Here is a 19,914-nt window from a genome sequence, read left to right on the forward strand (position 1 = left end):
ATAACCGTTAGAAAAGCATTCTGTTATCTCAACACAGATCTTCGTTGCCAGTTAAAACAAAAAAGTCAGGATCATCAACCTTAGACAATCCTGACATCTTTATGAATTTTGTTACCAGCTAACCAGCAACCCAATATTCAATCACTTCTTCAAACCATCCACAACGGCATTCAGCGTAGCACTTGGGCGCATGGCTGCAAATGTCAAAGCCTCATCAGGCTTGTAATAGCCGCCAATGTCAACAGGCGAACCTTGTGCTGCCAACAACTCTTTGTTGATCTTAGCTTCATTTTCGCTGAGGCTCTTATAAACCCCGGTAAAAATGGATTTCAGTTCTGCGTCCTTGTCCTGAGCGGCCACAGCTTCTGCCCAGTACATGGCCAGGTAGAAATGGCTGCCACGGTTGTCAATCTCATTCACATCACGAGAGGGTGATTTGTTTTCCTGCAAAAACTTGGAGGTAGCGGCGTCTAAAGTATCTGCCAAAACCTGTGCACGAGGGTTACTTGTGGCAATACTCAAGTGCTCCAATGAAGCCGCCAAAGCAAGGAATTCACCCAGAGAGTCCCAGCGCAGGTGACCTTCTTCGTTGAACTGCTGCACGTGCTTGGGCGCTGAACCGCCAGCTCCTGTTTCGAACAGCCCTCCTCCAGCCATCAATGGCACGATAGAAAGCATCTTCGCACTGGTACCAACCTCTAAAATCGGGAACAAGTCGGTGAGGTAATCACGCAGTACGTTGCCGGTCACAGAGATAGTGTCCAGACCTTTTCTGATGCGTTCCACCGAGAACTTCGTAGCCTCTACAGGTGACATAATTTTAATCTCCAAGCCTTTGGTGTCGTGATCTTTGAGGTAGGTGTTTACTTTCTTGATCAACTCAGCGTCGTGCGCACGGTTTTTATCCAGCCAGAATACTGCCGGAGTATTGGACAGCCTAGACCGGGTTACGGCCAGTTTCACCCAATCCTGAATCGGAGCATCTTTTGCCTGGCACATTCTCCAGATATCGCCAACCTCCACTGCGTGCTCAATCAGGGTGCTGCCATCAGCAGCAGCTACCCTCACTTTTCCAGCAGCAGGAATCAGAAAAGTTTTGTCGTGGGAGCCATACTCTTCGGCCTTTTGAGCCATCAAGCCTACGTTTGGCACACTACCCATAGTAGTTGGGTTGTAAGCTCCATTGGCCTTGCAATCTTCTATTACTGCTTCATAAACACCGGCATAAGCCCTGTCGGGAATCACAAATTTTGTGTCTTTTGACTTTCCATCAGGCCCCCACATACGGCCAGAAGTACGGATGGCGGCTGGCATCGAAGCATCAATAATCACGTCGCTTGGTACGTGCAGGTTGGTAATCCCTTTGTCAGAATTCACCATTGCCAAGGGAGGCTGCTTGTCGTAGCAAGCTTTAATATCCGCATCAATTTCAGCCTTTTTATCGGCTGAAAGTGTCGCCAGTTTCGCCAGCAAGTCGCCCATTCCATTGTTAGGATCTACCCCTAGTTCTTTAAAAATAGCGGCATGCTTTTCAAACACCGGCTTGAAGTAGGCAAACACTGCATGACCGAAAATAATCGGGTCAGACACTTTCATCATGGTTGCTTTCAGGTGAACTGAGAACAACACATCGTCACTTTTAGCTTTGGCAATCTCTTTTTCCAGGAACGCACTTAATTTGCTTGCACTCATCACCGAAGCGTCGATCACTTCGCCTTCCTGCAGAGCCAATTTCTCCTTCAATACAGTTAGGGCGCCATTAGCTGCCACATGTTCTATTTTCACGACGCCGGCTTTGTTCATGGTGACTGATTTCTCATTTCCATAGAAATCGCCGTCTGTCATGGAAGCTACATGGGACTTCGAAGTTGACTCCCACTTGCCCATTGAATGAGGATTGTTTCTGGCGTATTCTTTCACTGCCCGTGGCGCCCTTCGGTCGGAGTTTCCTTCACGAAGCACAGGATTTACCGCACTCCCCATTACTTTACCGTACCGAACTTTTATGTCCTTTTCTTCATCACTTTTTGGCTCTGTAGGGTAGTCCGGCAAATTGTACCCTTTCGACTGAAGCTCCTTTATCGCCGCCACCAGCTGTGGCATAGAGGCGCTGACATTTGGTAATTTAATGATGTTGGCTTCTGGTGTTTTGGCAAGTTCACCCAGCTCCGCCAGGTCGTCATTGATGCGCTGTCCTTCTTTCAACCTTTCCGGAAAGCTTGCAATAATTCTTCCTGAAAGAGATATATCTCTCGTCTCCACTGCAACACCCGCTGGCGACGTGAATCCCTCAATGATTGGTAACAATGAATGTGTAGCCAATGCAGGCGCCTCGTCTGTAATGGTGTAAATGATCTTGCCTTGTTTTGCCATTTGTTTCCTGAGTTTCAAAAGACCAGTTAGGTCTGCGATTTATGTAAATGATTGCTAGTTTTCTTGTTTATTGAAAAATCGGCCAAGTGAACATCGCCGGAACCCGAAGTATCCCGTTTTTCCCATAACTTTCTGTTCACTCACCATTTGAAAATTATTCCATTGAAAGCAAGAAGAAATCACCCTCCCTCCGGCGCCGCCAAATTACAGTAATTTTGCTATTTCTCACAGCCAAAGGGCGATAGTGTACCCAGCTCAATTACGAAAGGTATTTGATTTAACCACGCTGTGCTGATTGACACCGACTTTACCAGCCACCGCCGCCACCGCCACCGCCGCCGCCGCCCGACGAGCCGCCTCCCCCACTGCCTGAACTACTACCGGGTGCAGTGGATGAGCTACTAATGTTGGAGGTCAAACTCGAGCTAATGCTGCTACTAAATGTGCTGCTGCTGAAGTGTCTCATTGAGGCATTGTGATACCAAATCGGATGATAATCCATGCCATCGTTCGACGTGGCTTTCAGGTAAGACTCAAAATGCTCGCCCCACTCGTTTTCCACACCAAGAGCAATGGAAAAAGGAAGTAGTTTTTCGAAAAACTCCAACGCTGACCCTTTGCTTTGGAGCCGATTGAACCTGTCCTCTTCCGCTGTTTTCATAAACAATCGTAACCCCTCCAGCTGATCCATCACCTTTCGGCCTTCCACAGTGGGAGCTTTAATGAGGTAAATAAACATGCCGTTGGCAAGGATAAATCCAAACACAATGGCTACGACGGATAAGTCCATGAGAGAAGCGTACACCAGGTACATGTAACCTCCAAGCAGGGGCAGTGTGAAAATGAGCAGCGCAATAAAGACACCAAGGCCGTATTTCCTTTCAAAATAAGTCATTAACGAACTGATGGTGCCTGCAACGAGGCCAATAATTGGGAGGTTGAGAATCGGCAATATAAAAATGAGAAATCCGGTTTCGTACTTCCCCCACGGAACAAGTGCCAGCATGCCAACAATGGTAATCAGGAATGCCATAAACATGTAGCTCCTGTTCATTTTGAAGTAGATTCCATCGAGCTCTTTGCGTAGAGCCTTTTCGTGGGCACTCACTGCACTCCCTATGGCACTATGGTTTGCCTGCTCGAGCACAACTTCAGTCCGATAGCTGGAAAAAAGCTTATCAAAGAGCTTTCTTTGTGCCTCCGAAACCGACTTCAAGTCGGGATTCATTGTTTTCTTCAGCGTGAATTTTTTGCCGCTATAGTCGATGGTAAGGAGCCCTTTCACTCCCATGTCGACTATGTCCGCTGCGAGCGCCTTCTGCCCGTACTGCTCATGATAAACAAAATAGCAATCGGCTGGAGAGAAGTGCTTTGGTGGGTCAAAAAGCGGAATGATAGCGCCTTTTGGTGGATCGATACCTACCTTGCGCCAGGCCCTGAACCAGTAGAGTAGCAGCAAAAGTAGCACACAGCCACTAATAGTAGTTGACCACTCCTCCATCCACAGGTAAAATGCTTTGAGTGGGCGGGCGGGCTCCGTCACTATTCCTTTCGGCCAGGCGACGGCTATGGTTAAGTTCTCGTAGGCCTGAAACGGGCGGGTCGTGGTAAAGGTGATTTGATTGCCCTCCTCTGTCACCTCGAAGTCCTTCCCGTCAGCACCCTCCGTGCCGGTGTAACCATTATACTGGACTATATCAGCACCTTCAGGCAAGTGGATAGTAGCTGTAACTTTTTCTATTGGAAAAATCCAGCCCGTACCGTTTATATTATAATAAAGTTCGTCGTAGTCGTCGAAAAAGCCCAGCTGCTTTGCGGACCCGTATTTAATCGTGTAGGTGTATTCTCCAGGTTCAAGAAATACGTTTTCCTGACCTATATAAACAACTTCCCCATTTCTGTCCCTTTCAGTATGGTAAGGCTCTCTCACCCCGTCCTTCAGCACTTCCATTACTTCAAAGTCAATAGAAACAGAAAATCCATCCTTGTCCGTGTATTCTGTCGGGTATGCCCGATAAATCCCTCTCCTTATATCATTGCCTTTGGCATAAACCCTGATCGTTTCCACCACATCGATGGAAGCATCCACGTTAATAGTAATATCGCTTTCATAGGATATGACACGCTCTTGATTAGCAAAAATAGGGCTTTCCTGTGCGGCAAGAGCAAGCGAAATCACGCTCGCACAAAAAAATACAACTAGGTTTTTCATGGTTCAGAATTTTACTTCAGGGGCTTCCCGCTGGGCTTTGTCCAGTTCAAAGTAATCCCGCTTGCTAAAAGCAAAAGAGGATGCCACCAGGTTGCTTGGAAAAGATTCGATGGTGATATTGAAGTCACGCACTACGCCGTTGTAGTAGCGGCGGGAAAGCTGAATAGCGTTTTCGATCTCGGAAAGCTGCTTTTGAAGGTCTTGAAAATTGGCGTTGGCTTTCAGGTCAGGGTAGTTTTCGGACAATGCAATCAAACGCCCCAGCACGGCACTCAAGCCTATTTCTGCATTTTCCTGATCCTTTACCGTATTAGCCGACACTCCCATGTTGCGCCATTTAATAACGTTTTCGAGCGTCTCCTTTTCATGGCTGGCATAGCCCTTCACGGTATTTACGAGTGCAGGAATCAGGTCGTACCGCTTTTTGAGCTGCACGTCGATGCCACTCCAGGCCTCCTCAGCCATGTTTTTGTTCTTAACAAGCCGGTTGTAAACACTGATAGTGTAGAGAAAGAGGACGACAGCCGCCCCCATGATGATGTAAAAAATCATAGATCAGGATTGGTTTTTGATTCAATATACATCAAAGGGGAAAGAGAAAAAAGGCAGGAGTATCATCTATGATCAATGTCATGGGTGAAGGCCTCAGATTAATGATATTTGCTACTTTCAACAAGGCAAGAACTTTCAAGTCACCTAGTTTCAAATGCTTGGCCTAATCGATTAATAACTCTCCTCCTGCGTTGGGAAGTCGTTCTTTTTCACATCGTCGATGTAGTTTTCTACAGCAGAAGTCATCACGCTGTCGAGGTCGGCATAGCGGCGCAAGAACCTCGGCTGAAATTCCTTGGTGATGCCCAGCATATCGTGCACGACAAGCACCTGACCGTCCACATCGGGCCCGGCACCAATGCCAATAATCGGGATGCTGACGGCCTCAGCTACTTTTTTGGCCAGTTTGGCCGGTATTTTTTCCAGAACGATGGCAAAGCAGCCTGTTTCTTCCAGCAGCTTGGCGTCTTCAATGAGCTTTTGTGCTTCGGCTTCTTCCCTCGCCCGGACGGTGTAGGTGCCAAATTTGAAAATAGACTGAGGCGTTAACCCCAGGTGGCCCATCACAGGCACCCCTGCACTCAGCACCCTCACAATACTTTCCTTGATCTCACTGCCGCCTTCCATCTTCACGCCGTGGCCCCCCGACTCCTTCATGATCCTGATCGCCGATCGCAGCGCTTCAGTAGAGTTACCCTGATAGGAACCAAACGGAATGTCGACAATGACCAGAGCCCGAACCACCGCCCGAACCACACTTGTGGCGTGGTAAATCATTTGATCCAGTGTAATCGGCAAGGTGGTGTCGTTGCCCGCCATAACATTGGAAGCAGAATCTCCAACAAGAATGACGTCTATGCCTGAGCCATCTAATATTTTGGCCATGGAATAGTCATAGGCGGTAAGCATGGCTATTTTCTCCCCTCTGTTCTTCATTTCCTGAAGCTGGTGGGTAGTTATCTTCTTGAGATTCGTGGAACGGGCTGATGGCATCTTGCTGATTTTGGGTGAAAATTAAAGAAAAGCCTTATCGATAAGAAATTTGATTTCCTCTTAACAAAAGATAGCACAGAAATAGTTTAAAAAAACAAAAACCCCAACCAACCTGATAGTGCTCAGAAGGAAGGGGCTGTTGCCGAAAACTGTTGTTGTGAACTATTTGGCAATCATAACTTTTATCTGGTAAGGTAAGATCTCATTCGTTTCGGCTCTTACGAGCTTACCCATGTACATGCCATTTTTCAGATGGGAGACATCGAAAATCCACTGGTGGTCTCCTTTGTCAGCTTTCAAAAGTTGAGACTCAAAAACTTGCAAGCCCGCCAGGTTAAAGATGACGAATTTCAAATCTCCTGCCTTTTTGTTTGAAACTTCAAGGGTCAGCTCATTTTGCACAGGCATTGGGTAGGCTACCAGCTTTTCGACAACCAGCGGATCGTTTATCCCGGCAACTACTTCATCAATCCGCACCAGCACCGTCCCGTCTTCTGTGACAATGGCAGTCAACGCCACCTGGTCAGTTTCATTAACAAGGTCAATGACTGCCGAGCCAAAATCCATCGGCACGCCTGCCAATTCCACGCTTAGCCTGTACTGACCAACCACCAAGCCTGTCATCGTGAAGAGGCCATTTTCGTCGGTTTCTGCATCTGCCACGTAGGCGCCCGTTGCGGCATTGAGCAGATTGACCGTCACGCCCGCAAGTGGGTCTCCGTCATCCAGAATCCTGCCAATCTCCAGGCCACTTACCCGACTGTTGCCGCTGGTGTTGACCAGCCTGCCTTTCACAACGCCACGTCCTGTGGGTGCAGGCGCCACCTCCACTACTTCTATGTCAACATCACTCCGGCTGGCCGAAAGCGAAAGGGTGACGGCCTCCCTCACAAGGAGTGTATTACCAAACCAGGTATTTCTCAGGTTAGGGAATCTTGCCCGGTCAGGCTTAGCAAATATCAGGTAATCGGCCGCCTCAAGATTGACAAAACTGAATGTGTTCCTGTTTTCTGCCAGTAGCAACGCATCAGTGCTCACAATATCCCAGCCGCCAGCCGCATTGGCTTTGTAAAGAAGCACCTCAACCACATTCACTGCGGATCCACCTGGTGTCACCAGCAGCCCTGAAATACTCAGGCTGGTCACCTGGGCCTGAATAATGAAGGCTTCGTTGTTGGTATCGCTCACTGTACCGTCTGCTGTTCTCACTCTCACAAATCCATTGGCTGTGGCTGCGTTAGGCACACTCCAATCGAACGAGCCATTCAGGGCGGAGGCTGCTCCCGAGGTCAGGGATTCATATGTGGCTCCGCCATCAGCTGAGTACTCCACCACAAGCTCGGCATCCGGGTCAACAGAGGTAGTCGTCCAAGTAATTTGCTTCTCCACTCCACCCGCAAGTATCTCACCGCTTTCGGGAGCAGTGACGACGATGGATGGAGCTGGCACGATGCTGAACGTCGCTGAAATTACCGAAACGTCATTACCAGCATTCACCAGCTTGAATTGCGCTTCCTGAGAGACGGGAGCTTCTATTGTTACGGTCATTTTACCGGCGAGCTCCGAAGCAAGCCCGCTTCCTTTTGAGCTAAACGTTGTGCCGTTATCAGCCGAGTAAAGTAGCTCCAGCTCATCCGAATCGAGCAAGTACTGTGCGGTCCAGGTCACATCATGTGATGCGCCAATAAACAAGGTCTCGCCTTCAGTCGGACTTGTGATAGCCAGTACAGGTCTCGGCAAACTTGTGAAAACTTCGTCAGATACATCGCTTACAGACTCCCCAGTCTCCGTGCTGATCCTGACAAGTGCCTCATCGCTGTATGCCTCTTCCATCACCAGATCGTAAACGCCCGCCAGCTCTTCGATCGTACCGGAACCCAGCTGCTGGTAGGTCGCTCCATTATCAAGAGAATATTCAAACAGCAAAGACGTAGCAGGATCAAGCCCTTCTGTCGTAAATTCGATTTGAGCTGGCTTCCCAAAGCGAACCGTTTCTCCTCCGTTAGGGTAAACCACAGTAAGCAATGGCTTGATTCTTACCGTGAAGTCATCATCACTTTCATCCAACGCCTTATCGCCATCAACTGAGACTTTTATTCTGGCGGCAGTAGTTGGGTCACCTTCGGGGGTCCAATCGAATGTCCCATAGAAGTCACCCACAACACCTGCAACAATTTCTGTGTAGCTGACCCCGCCGTCAGCCGAGTAACTGATGGTCAAAGGCGAGTCAGTATCCAGTCCCTCCTCAGTCCACGTAATAGCATAAGGATCTCCCAGATTAAAGGTTTCTCCTCCATTTGGCGCCGTTACCACCACCGATTTGCGGGTAAATGTCTGCGCACTTGCGGCACTTGCTTCTCCTGATGTAGTTACTGTTAAAGCGCCAGTGGTAAAGCCAGCTGGCACTGTCACTCCCAAAGATGTGGTTGTGGCGGAGAAGGGCACCGAAGAAACTCCTCCTCCAAAGTTGACTGTGTTGTTGGCTGCGATTGAGCTAAAGCCCTTGCCGGTGATCGTCAAACTTTCTCCACCATAACCGGACGTAATCAAAAGGCCGGCTGCATCAATTTGCGGTACTATAACAAAGCTCGCCGCTGAAAATGGCCCGGTGGTGGTACCATTGACTGTTATGTTAAGGGCCCCTGTAATGGCACCCTCAGGCACCTGCACAGTCAGACTGGAGGCTGTGGAAGCACTCGCCGTAGCAGTTACGCCCCCATTGAAATTCACCACATTTTGGGAAGCATTTGCGGCTATAAAGCCCGTGCCGGCAATCGTCAAGGTAGAACCTATCGCTCCTTTGGCTGGCGAGAACCCTCCCGAGGAAATGGAGGGGAGCACTACAAAACTATTGGCCGTCGCTGCCGAAGTGCCCGAAGGGGTAGTAACCGTAAGTGAACCAGTAGCGGCACCAGCAGGCACAGTTACCGATAGAGAATTAGCAGAAACTGAGAATGGCACGGCCGTAGCTCCGGCGAAAGCAACCTGAGTAGCTCCGCTGAAATTAGTGCCGTTGATCTGAATGGTGGCACCTGTGATTGCCGCAGCTGTGAAGGTGGTAATCTTGGGCACAATCCCAAAATTAGTCGCCGACTGTATGGTAATGCCTCCCAATCCCAGCGATATTTTTCCGGTCGAAGCTCCCGAAGGCACTATGGCACTGAGCTCGTTATCGCTGGAGACTGTGAAGGAGGCATTAGTATTGTTGAATTTCACGAAAGTCACTGTTGACAGATTAGCACCCGAAATGGTCACCACATCGCCTGAGCCACCCGAAGCAGGGCTAAAGCTCGCAATCGAAGGCTGGCCTTTTATTTCAATGGTGCTGCTGCTCGTTCCTGAGCCCGAAGGTGTCGTTACAACTATGTTGCCAATGCCTACATTTCCCGCAACCGTCGTTATTTTGACAAAGTCAGAAGAAACCTGATCAATCGTTGCAGCTGTGCTATTGATTGTTACACTTGTCGCTCCGGTAAATGTTTTTCCATTGATGGTGATCTGGCTGCCTACCACAGCCAATGCAGGGAAGCTGATCACTTTTGGTGTCACGTTAAATGTGCCTGCCGTAAACGACTGCCCAGCCTTTTTGATGACCACATCTCCGGATGTTGCTGATGAAGGTACCGTTACCACAATGCTTGTGCCGTCAGGATCGACAGTGAAAGAATTGGCAAATACACCATTTACTTTCACCTCATTGGCACCATTCATATTGACGCCGCTGATAGTAAACTGAGAGGCAACCGGCCCACTGGCCGGATTGATGCTGAAGCTGCCGGGAGAAGGCAACAAGTTGAAGTTAGCGCTGCTCACCACCTGTTGAGAAGAGGTTGTGTTGATAACTTTTATCGGGCCGGTGATTGTGCCAACGGGCACCATCGCTGTAAGACTATTGCTGTTGGCACCGGAAACAGTTGCCTGAACAAAGTCAGACGCTCCTGTGAAGTAAACTTCGTTGGCGCCGATGGTTGAGCCGAAATGGGAGCCATTGATTGTCACTGTGCTCCCTTCAAGGCCAGTATTGGTGAAGCTGAAGATCTTCGGCACTACGTTGAAAGCAACTGCATTGGACGTCACGCCGCCCCTTGTCACCGTCACATTTCCAGTCGCAGCAGCATTAGAAGGCACTGTTGCTTTGATATTGTCATCGTTGAGAATGTCAAAAGTGGCAACAGCTCCGTTGACTGTCACCGTGGTTACGTCTGGCAGGCTAAAGTGGTCTCCGCTGATAGTGATCGTGCCACCGGCGATTCTGGCAGCCGGATCGACTGCATTGATACTCGCAGCGGGAGAAACGATCAAGGCCTGCGCACTTTCGGCCAAAATGCCTCTGCGGGTAACGGCCACTTTTCCGACGCCCTGCGAACCGGACGGCACGGTGATCTGAAGCCTGTTGCCATTCACAAACACCGGTGTAACCGCCACGTCGTTCACCGTCACGCTGCTGATACTGGCCAGGCTTTCAAAATGATTGCCCTCTATGTAGATAGTCTGCCCTTCCACCACTCGTTCGGTGGCTGGATTAATGTTGCTAAAGTCCGATTTCAGGAATCCCGTGATCTGCTGCTCTACAATGAATTCATCTGTGGCGAAAATGGTGAGACCGCCTCTGACGAGTTCGATATTGTTAGCCGTGCCATCAGCGTAAGCCGCCGCCGCCATAGGCACTTTGGCCGTGATGGTATTGTCATCGTCGACAGTGAAGTTCCCAACGCCTACTAGGGCTCCGTTTATTTTAACAGAAGTAACATTGGGAGTGGTAAAGCCAGACCCTGTGATAGTGACAAAAGTGCCAGCCAGAGCACTTGCCTCGGCAATCTCAGTAATAGTCCCCTGGTCATCGAGTGTCAGCTGACTGGCGAGTGTCACCTCAATATTACCTTCGGCGCTTGTTACCGTCTTCACCAGCTTCACATCGTAGCTGGTAGCTGTCAGGGCCGGGCCGCTTTGGGCCGTCAACACCAGCTGCAGGGCGTTTTCACTCAGCACGGTGCTTTGGACGGTGGTTTCATTTCCCCCATCGATGAGCACTACCGAATTGACACCAGGAGAAGAGAAGTTGCTACCGCTGAGCGTCAAAGTTTGACCGATAACGTAGGTGGAAGCTGCAACATCTGTAGTTACCGACGGCTTCATATAGAACTGAGCTGTGCCCGAGAAATCTACATCCGATCCATCAAACGATGATACGGTCAGCCCTCCTCTCAGAATTTTAAGTGCAACAGTACCCCCGGTGATGTTGGACGGAACGGTAAGACTAATTTCACTGCTGCTGTTAACCGTTGAGCTTACCAACACATCGTTGAGATAAACCTGAGGCGTGTTATCGAAATTGCTACCTGTGATAGTCAGGGTCTCAGTTTTTCCCTTTCTGTCACTGTCAAGTGAGGCGATGGTGTGTGGCGCCAGCACAGTGATATTGCCAGCAGACACTTGTTCACCCAACCTGGTAAGGACTATTTCGTGGCTGCCTGGCGTGGTATTTGTCGGCACGGTAAAAGTAAGACTATTGGCGTTGATGGACGACACAGACACACTTGTGCCCCCAAGAGTCACGGTAGCGGATGGTGTGGTAAAAAACGTGCCGTTAACTGTCACTGAAGCCCCTGCAGTGACTGTTGACGCCGACAAGCTGCCAAAAGTATGCTTCACAGTAAATGTGCCCAGCGACTGAGGGAGGCCTGCTCTGGTAATCTGTACATTACCCTGCGTATTGAAATTGGAAATATTGGGCACGGTGGCCGTTATTTCTGTGGCGCTATTGACTGTGAAAGAGCTGACTGACGTGTTGTTGATGATGACGGAAGAGACCGCCGGGCTAGTGAAGTTCTGGCCGGACAGTGTCACTGTTCCGCCGATTGCCTGAATTGTCGGGCTGAAGGAACTCAGTACCGCTCTCGGCACTATTGTAATATCGGTTGTGCTTTCCACCGTGCCCACAGGACTCGGCTTGATCACTTCTACCTTTCCCGTGCCCACGGCGTTGGGAATGGTCACGCTCAGTGAACCATCGCCTGCAATTGAGAAGGTCGCATTCACGCCATTCACCTTGACCTGACTGACTGAAGGGTAGTAGAAGTTGTTCCCTGAAACGGTAATCTGCTGATCCACCACATAATTCTGGGTATTGAATGTAGTAGAAATACCATGCCGGACGTAGAAATCGGAAGTGCTCTGGATGGTCAGTCCGGCACGGGTGATGGCTACCTTGCCTTGACCTGCGAAGTTCATGCTGTTGGGCACTTTCACGACAAGCTGCGTGGCTGTCGCCGACTGGATAGCAGCAGACACGCCGTTGAGCGTGACAGATGTAACTGCGGGCGAGGTAAAGTTAGTGCCAGTGATCGTCACATCCTGTCCTAAACCAGCCACTTGGGTGAAGTTGGTGATCGTGTGCGGCGCAACGACTGTTAGCTCTGCATCGCTCTCATCGCTCAGACCATTTTTCGTCACTGTTACCTTGTAGGTTCCGGGTGCCATCGTTGGCACTGTGATAGAAACACCGTAGTAATTGCTGTTGCTTGTGATGGTGGCAACATTGCTGCCGACCTTTACCTGCGAAACAGCATTGAGGAAAGTACCCCCGATGTTGAGCGTGGAGCCCGATGCAAGCGTCGAAGCGGAAAGGCTGGTGATGTCCGGGGCAATTTCAAAATTATTAGCCGACTGAACTGTTTCACCTGCCCTCGTAATGCTAATGACCCCATTGTTGAAGATGGAAGGTACCGTGGCCTTGATCTCCGTGTCTGAGACCACATTGAAACTAGCGTTGGTACCGCTGAATCTGACAGCGGAAACAGCCGGACTACTGAAGTGCTCGCCGGTAATGGTTACTTCGGTTTTCGTTACCTGGCCACTTGCCGGAGCAAATGATGAAATAATGGCATGAGGTACAACAATAAAGTCGCTGGCACTCTCCGCCGTCTCCAGGATGGACTGGTTAGTCACCCTAAGTTTTCCAGTTACCGTACCCGAAGGAACAGTCACATTCAGGAAAGTGCTATTGCCACTTGAAATGGTAGCTGGATTGTTGTTGTAGAAAGTAACAAGGTTGTTGGAAGCGGTCGGATTAAAGCCTGTGCCGGAAATGGATACACTTGCTCCTTCCACCGCTCCGGTGGCCAGGGTAAATGAGGTGATCTTTGGCAAAACAGTAAACTGCTGCGGCCCTTCCACCGTTACTCCGCCTTTTGTTATTTCAATTTTCCCGGCTCCATACATCCAGGTTGGGACTGTAAACTGCATGGTGTTGTTGTCAACTACACTGAACGTGACGCTGTTCCCATTAACCACCAAATTGCTCGGCGCCGGGCTCTGGAAGTTCTGCCCTGTGATGGTGACCACCTGTCCGGAAGTGGCTTTCAAAGGCGAGAAACCCGTAAACACCGGCGCTGCCACTACATCGAAGCTAGCAGAAGACACACCTTGCTGGGAAACGTCATTGTTGACCACAGTTACCGAACCGTCGATGGCACCCTGCGGCACGATGATGGTAATAGCCGATGCGTTCTGAGAAACAATAGCGGCGGGCTTGTTCTGGTTAAAGTACACCGTGTTATCAACGCTGCTGAAGTAAGAACCATAGATTGTGACCTGTGCACCCGGCGCAGCCTGAAGTGTGCTGAGCGAGGTAATGGCTGGAATGACTGTCAGGTCTTCAGCACTTTCTACCTCCACACCACCTTTGGTTACGCTCACTTTTCCTGTACCCGCAATGGAAGATGGCGAAATGTGCACAGTGATCTGCTGATCAGAGTCAATAGTGAAATATGGATTTCCGAAGTAATAATATTGACAGGTGATAGTTTGTCCGTTAACTTTTACCGAACTGGCCCCTGTGAAATTATCGCCGGTGATGACCAGCGACTGGCCTTTGGTAATTTTAGTGGCAGACAAGGACGTGATCTTGTGTTGCTCAACCGTCAGGTCATCTAACGCCTCGAAGAATCCATTGTTAGTACTCACAGTAACCTTGCCAGTGCTGGCTCCCTGAGGTACTGTTACATTGATTTGAGAGTTTGACACTACGGAAGCGGTAGCAGCCAGGCCGTTGATAAACACCTGCGTATTGTTGTTAAGAAATGACGTATTCACACCTGAAATGGTGACAGTTTCAAAGATTCCCGCCGTTTTTGGTGTGAAATCAACCGACTGAATTTTAAATGCCTGTGCGGAAGTATAAACAGTTCCGTCAACATCCACCTCCACTGCACCGGTTGCTTCCACGCCTGTTGGAACCACTACTGAAAGCAAATCGGCACTTTCCACTACCACCGAGGTTGCTGCCACAGATCCTAAAATGCCATTAGTAAAAGTTACAGAAACAGATGTAGCCGCATCGAAATCAATGCCACTGCCGTTGATAAAGATAGTGTTGCCCACCTGGCCCTGGACAGGAGTTAGCGTAATTCCCGAAAGCATCAGCTGATTGGGAGAAATGGCCGTTCCCTTACCAGAAACGTTTACTTTGATGAAGCCAGAAACCGCTCCCTGTGGCACTTCCACCACCAATTGGGTGGCCGAAGCCGATGTTGGGTAGGTTGTTATATCCGGGAAACCGGGGAAGATAATCTGATTGTGATTGGCAATAGATGAAAAGCCGCTTCCGTCTATTTGAAGATCGGCACCACTGTTGATCAGCGTGAGCGAACTGATGGAAGGAGCAGGAAGTATTGATACCTCAGCACTAGCGATGGTCGCAACGCCTGACTGATCCACAAGGCGGATGATAGCATCGGTTTGGGAGGCAACTTCGGGAACCAACCAATCAAACTCTGTGAAGGATGCAGACAGGTCGTCTTCTATCAGGAACCAGTTGGCTCCAGCGTCAAGCGAATACTCAACACTGAGCAGATCAACCAGCGTACTGCCCCACCTAATGGTAGTGACGCTGTTTGAGATCAGCTCTGCAGCATTTGCCGGAGCAAAAAGTACCAAGGAAGGGCCAGAGGTTGCTGCTCTGCCCTGCACGTTTACTTCAACATCGATGTTCGATAGATTGGAATCAATAAATCGGTTTGTTAAGACACCCTGCGAAAGCGCTCCATTATTGGCAGCAGGCGCAAACTTCACATACACAGGAATGCTCCGGATACCGGCTTGTGGTGCTATCACCAAACTGCTCGTAAAGCCGGATTCGTCACTCAGCGAAATCTCAAAATCATCAGGATTGGTCGAGGTTACGGTTACACCAACGTTGGTCACATTTAACAGATAAGACAGTACCGTTGTGCTACCAGCCTGCCTGATCCCGAAGTCAACAAGGCTGACAGGGTCGTATCCCTCATCTGTTGCCACTACGGGGTAAACCACATCAAATGTTTCTGTTTCGATGGTTTGGCCTCCGCCAACGATCCTGAATTTGGCATTCTCACCTACAAAATCGGGGGTGTAGCTATAGGTGACGTCAAAGTCAGCAGAAATGTCGATAGCGTCTTCGATGAGTACCTGCGACTGGCCGGGCACCACATAGTAGAGATCGAAAGTGCTGAGGCCATCATTGGTAAAAGTGATATCAACCGGCAGGTCGTACACAAGCACATTCTCCCCTTCCTGGGGGTAGCTGACCACCAGGTTGTAGATAGCAGGACTGGCTATGAAAAATACATCTGAAGTTCCCAACACAGTGGACTCATATTTTGCCCTGATCATGCAGGACTCAGAAACAAATGATGGGTTGGACGGCACAAAATCGAAGAAATATGACCCGGCAATATTGTCCAGGGTATTTAGTGCGGCCGTTTGGATTGTATAAGGGAAACTTGCACCGCCATTGGTCGAGAGCTCAAAAGTAAGCACATCACTTCCAGCTATTTCCGAAGGCAGAAACTCGACGGCCACCGACCCACCAAGGTATACCACATCACCTGACGGACTGGAAAACTCGACTGAACGAACCGGTATGGGCACGATACTGAAAAAGCTGTCACTTTCGTCGGAATCTGTTGTAGTAGTGTTGGTAATCTTCACCTTTACTTCTGAACTCACATCGTCGGGTACTGTCCACACATATGAATCACCGGGAACCGCCGAGTACAACCCCGAAAAAAAAATGGTTTGATCGCCATCGCCTGCATTGTAGCTCAGCACAATATTGTCGGAGCCAGTCCAGGCGTCAGAAAGCGCCCAGGTAATGCTTATCTCATCGCCGACGAAAAAGCTTTCCCCTCCGTTCGGATACGAAAGTGCCACCGGCTCGCAGTTAGTACAAACAACGAACGAGCTGCTGATGTCTTCTTTATTGCGGGAGTTGTTCCAAACTCTCACTTGAACATTAGCGTCTACTCCAGTGCCAGGATTTGGAATGGTCCATGCCCGTGTCATGACGTTGCCAACGGGGTTGAATGAAGTCCCTGATCCTTGAGCAACAGATAACCAACTCCCTCCATTGATTCTGTAGTAGATATAGAAATAGTCAGAAGTTTTGTGATCCCCATTTTCCCAGACAATACTGAAGGGGCTCCCGACAGCTTTGTACTCCCCGCCTTGAGGGGAAGTAATACTTACAGAAGATTCGTAATACAACCTGAAGGGGCTGCTGATATCCTCAACATTGCGGGAGTTGTTCCACACCCTCACTTCTATGTCGCTGTCCAGATTGCTCCCCAAATCGGGCAAAGTCCAATTGTAGCTCATTTGATTGCCCACAGGGCTGAAGGACGTGCCACTGCCTTGTGTGATGGCATACCAGCTGCCTCCATTTACCCGGTACTGCAGGTAGAAGTAGTCACTGGTTTTATGGTCGCCGTTCGTCCACTCCACCAGTTGGGATTGCCCAAATTTCTTTTCTTCAGTGCCGGTTGGTGTATCGATAGCCAACGAAGATTCGAAGTAGAGCCTGAATGAATTGCTGATATCCTCGACATTGCGGGAGTTGTTCCATACCCTCACCTCTATGTCGCTGTCCAGATTGCTCCCCAAATCGGGCAATGTCCAATTGTAGCTCATTTGGTTACCCACAGGGCTGAAGGACGTGCCACTGCCTTGTGTGATGGCATACCAGCTGCCTCCGTCTACCCGGTACTGTAAGTAGAAGTAATCACTTGTTTTATGGTCGCCGTTCGTCCACTCTACCAGCTGGGTTTGCCCAAATTTCTTTTCTTCAGCGCCGGTTGGCGTATCAATAGCTAACGAAGATTCGAAATAGAGCCTGAACGGGTTACTGATGTCCTCAACATTGCGGGAGTTGTTCCACACCCTCACTTCTATGTCGCTGTCCAGATTGGTTCCCAAATCGGGCAATGTCCAATTGTAGCTCATTTGGTTACCCACAGGGCTGAAGGACGTGCCGCTGCCTTGTGTAATGGCATACCAGCTGCCTCCGTTTACTCTGTACTGTAAGTAGAAGTAATTACTTGTTTTATGATCACCATTCGTCCACTCCACTAGTTGGGTTTGCCCAAATTTCTTTTCTTCAGCACCGGTTGGAGCATCGATCGCCAACGAAGATTCGAAGTAAAGCCGAAAAGCCGGGCCGTAACCATAGTATCCCTGATTGTTGTTCCACACCCTCACTTCTATGTCGCTGTCCAAATTGGTTCCCAAATCAGGCAGCGTCCAATTGTAGCTCATCTGATTACCCGAAGGATTGAATGAGGTGCCACTTCCTTGCGTAATAACATACCAGCTGCCGCCATCCACACGATAGTGAAGATAGAAGTAGTTGGAATTGAGATAGGTAGCGTTATTCTTCCATGAGACCGTTAGTGTTTCGCCAAACTTCTTTTCTTCTGTGCCAAGCGGGCTTAAAATGGTGATATCCCCCTGCGGTGAAATAGTAAATTCGTCGGATAGGTCGAACACGCCCGCATCCTGGTCTGCCTCCACTCTAACCTGGGCAGTTGACACTGCGGAGCCGGTCACCGTCCACTCATAACTGTTTTCTCCGTCAGGAGAATCCACGTTTTCGGCAATCACCACATCACCCGAACCGGTATTGTAGTAAAGATTAACCCCGCCCGTGCTACCCGAAGCGGCGTCGACGTTGGTACTTTCCCAGGTAATGAATTGGCTGGTGCCTATTTCCCAATTGGAGGCTGATGTGGGTGAGGTGACGACAACCTCCGGATCGGAAGAACCACCGCCATCAAAAAACCTGCTCCCATCGGGCTGATATTTGTAGTCGAATGTAAAAGAAGTGCCAAATCCGCCATCAGGAAGACCCGTGATCTCCATTACGGCATAATGGCCTTCACGTGTGTATACTCCCCACAGCTGCCCTACTGAAATGGGAGCGCCCTGTGTTCCGTCAGACCAATCCCATGACACAGTCACCCAGGGTGAAGCATCGGTTCTTTCCGCCACTTCTGTGACGGATTCGATATCTCCGGTGCCTATAAGCAAAAACCGCCTGCCAGTGGAGCTAAGAGAGGTGCTTCCTTCATTGCCCAGATTCACTCCTTCATTGCTCACAAAAACAAAGTCAACGAGGTAATCAGCATCATCCTCTTTGCCTGCATTTTCTTCCCTCGAGAAATCAAATCCGCTGTTAAAAGAACTGGTAGCTGAGCCTGTAACTATACCGCCACCTGCAGGTGCTTCGATGATGACACTGACCAGGCTAGAGGAAACAGGATTTGGCAACTCGTTCGCAGAAATTCTAAGGTAGTAAGTGCCAGCGTCAAGCGAAGCGGTAGAAAGACTCTGGCTTCCAACGCCACTATTAGTAGTACTTCCTTCAAACCAGTCACTCTGATTAAGACTGTACTCAAGCGTCAGCGGCTCATTCACCATATTACCTACCGACCAATTAACCGTGATGTCATCACCCAAAGTGAATGTCGTTGCATCGGAGGGAGCGGTGATGTCCACGGTAGCGGTTTGAAGCAACTCTGTGACGGTAACCGGTATCTCTACCGTTTCAGCGTTGGTTGTGGTATGAATGATCTTGCCATTGTACGTTCTGCCATTGTTAGCAGGCACAATGGCTCTTACAGTTACTTGCTTGCTGGTGGCTTCCGACTGCAAAATAGTGGCAGACGTAACATAAACAGAGCCGTTCAGGGAGATGTCAAAGCCTGGGTGCACTCCACCTCCGGCAATGGACACAACTTCGAGGTCAATATCGTCCTCAAGGTCTACACCTGTTACATTATATGTACTTGTGGCCGCTGTCTTGGAGCCTGCATCTACATTGTTGAAAGTAAAGCTGGTCTCAGTGGTTTGTATTTCGACAGTAGAAACCGAAGCAAAAGTTGCGGTGAAATCGTCGACAAAAAGGTCGTGGTCACTGCTGTAATCATCCACTACCACCAAAACCTTTACAGTTGACCCTGCATGGGTCAGCGTGTAGGTAAACTCCTGGAATGTGGTTCCGGTAGCGGTTCCTGTGCCTATCGAAGTATATGAGCCCCCATCAACAGATTTCAAGACTGTAAAATGAGACTCTCCTCCTGTAGCTGCATAGTAGAAGCTGATATCGCTGTCTCCCTCTATGGATGGCGATGTAAAACTTCCGCTGGAATTGTAGTCGAGCCCGAGAGAGGTCGGTGAGGAATTGGTTGTATTGTCTTCACCGTAGCCTCCCTGTATTACCCAGTCGCCGGTAGGGAGAGCAACCGTGGTATTGTAGGTGGTTAAATCAAGTGAGGAAAAGTTTTCTGTGCTTTGGGCCCTGGCCATCATTGACGAAAAAAACAGGGCAGTAACGATAAAAATCTTGATAACAGCTTTCATTTCAACAGGTCTTTCGGTCTAATTGGATTTTAACATCCTAAAATTAGACTTGGCCATTACCCATAGAAATACCGCCTTCGGGGTATATTCATCTAACCCTTTTCCGAAAA

At 49.3% G+C, this 19,914-nt stretch carries 5 protein-coding genes; all 5 read right to left on the minus strand.

Annotation, left to right across the window (positions count from 1 at the left end; translation table 11 throughout):
• Positions 1 to 141: 141 nt before the first annotated feature.
• The 5 genes from ACMVP2_RS08385 to ACMVP2_RS08405 all read right to left on the minus strand — a co-directional run bounded on the left by ACMVP2_RS08385 (position 142) and on the right by ACMVP2_RS08405 (position 19,804).
• Positions 142 to 2,373 carry an NADP-dependent isocitrate dehydrogenase gene (locus ACMVP2_RS08385; protein ID WP_416867383.1) on the minus strand — a complete coding sequence of 744 codons (2,232 nt, stop codon included), beginning with the start codon at positions 2,371 to 2,373 and terminating at the stop codon, positions 142 to 144.
• 307 nt (positions 2,374 to 2,680) lie between these two features.
• Positions 2,681 to 4,585 carry a DUF2207 domain-containing protein gene (locus tag ACMVP2_RS08390; RefSeq protein WP_416867384.1) on the minus strand — a complete coding sequence of 635 codons (1,905 nt, stop codon included), beginning with the start codon at positions 4,583 to 4,585 and terminating at the stop codon, positions 2,681 to 2,683.
• Between the two features lie 3 nt (positions 4,586 to 4,588).
• A complete protein-coding gene (locus tag ACMVP2_RS08395) occupies positions 4,589 to 5,137 on the minus strand; it encodes a LemA family protein (protein WP_416867385.1) in 549 nt (182 codons plus the stop codon).
• 171 nt (positions 5,138 to 5,308) lie between these two features.
• Positions 5,309 to 6,130, minus strand: coding sequence for a 3-methyl-2-oxobutanoate hydroxymethyltransferase (panB, locus tag ACMVP2_RS08400; RefSeq protein ID WP_317488492.1), 822 nt, complete (start codon positions 6,128 to 6,130; stop codon positions 5,309 to 5,311).
• Between the two features lie 162 nt (positions 6,131 to 6,292).
• Positions 6,293 to 19,804 (minus strand): IPT/TIG domain-containing protein, encoded by a 13,512-nt coding sequence (locus ACMVP2_RS08405; protein ID WP_416867386.1) that lies wholly within the window; start codon positions 19,802 to 19,804, stop codon positions 6,293 to 6,295.
• Positions 19,805 to 19,914: the final 110 nt, after the last annotated feature.

Origin of the sequence: Imperialibacter sp., assembly GCF_048007035.1 — a bacterium.
Taxonomy (GTDB): domain Bacteria; phylum Bacteroidota; class Bacteroidia; order Cytophagales; family Cyclobacteriaceae; genus Imperialibacter.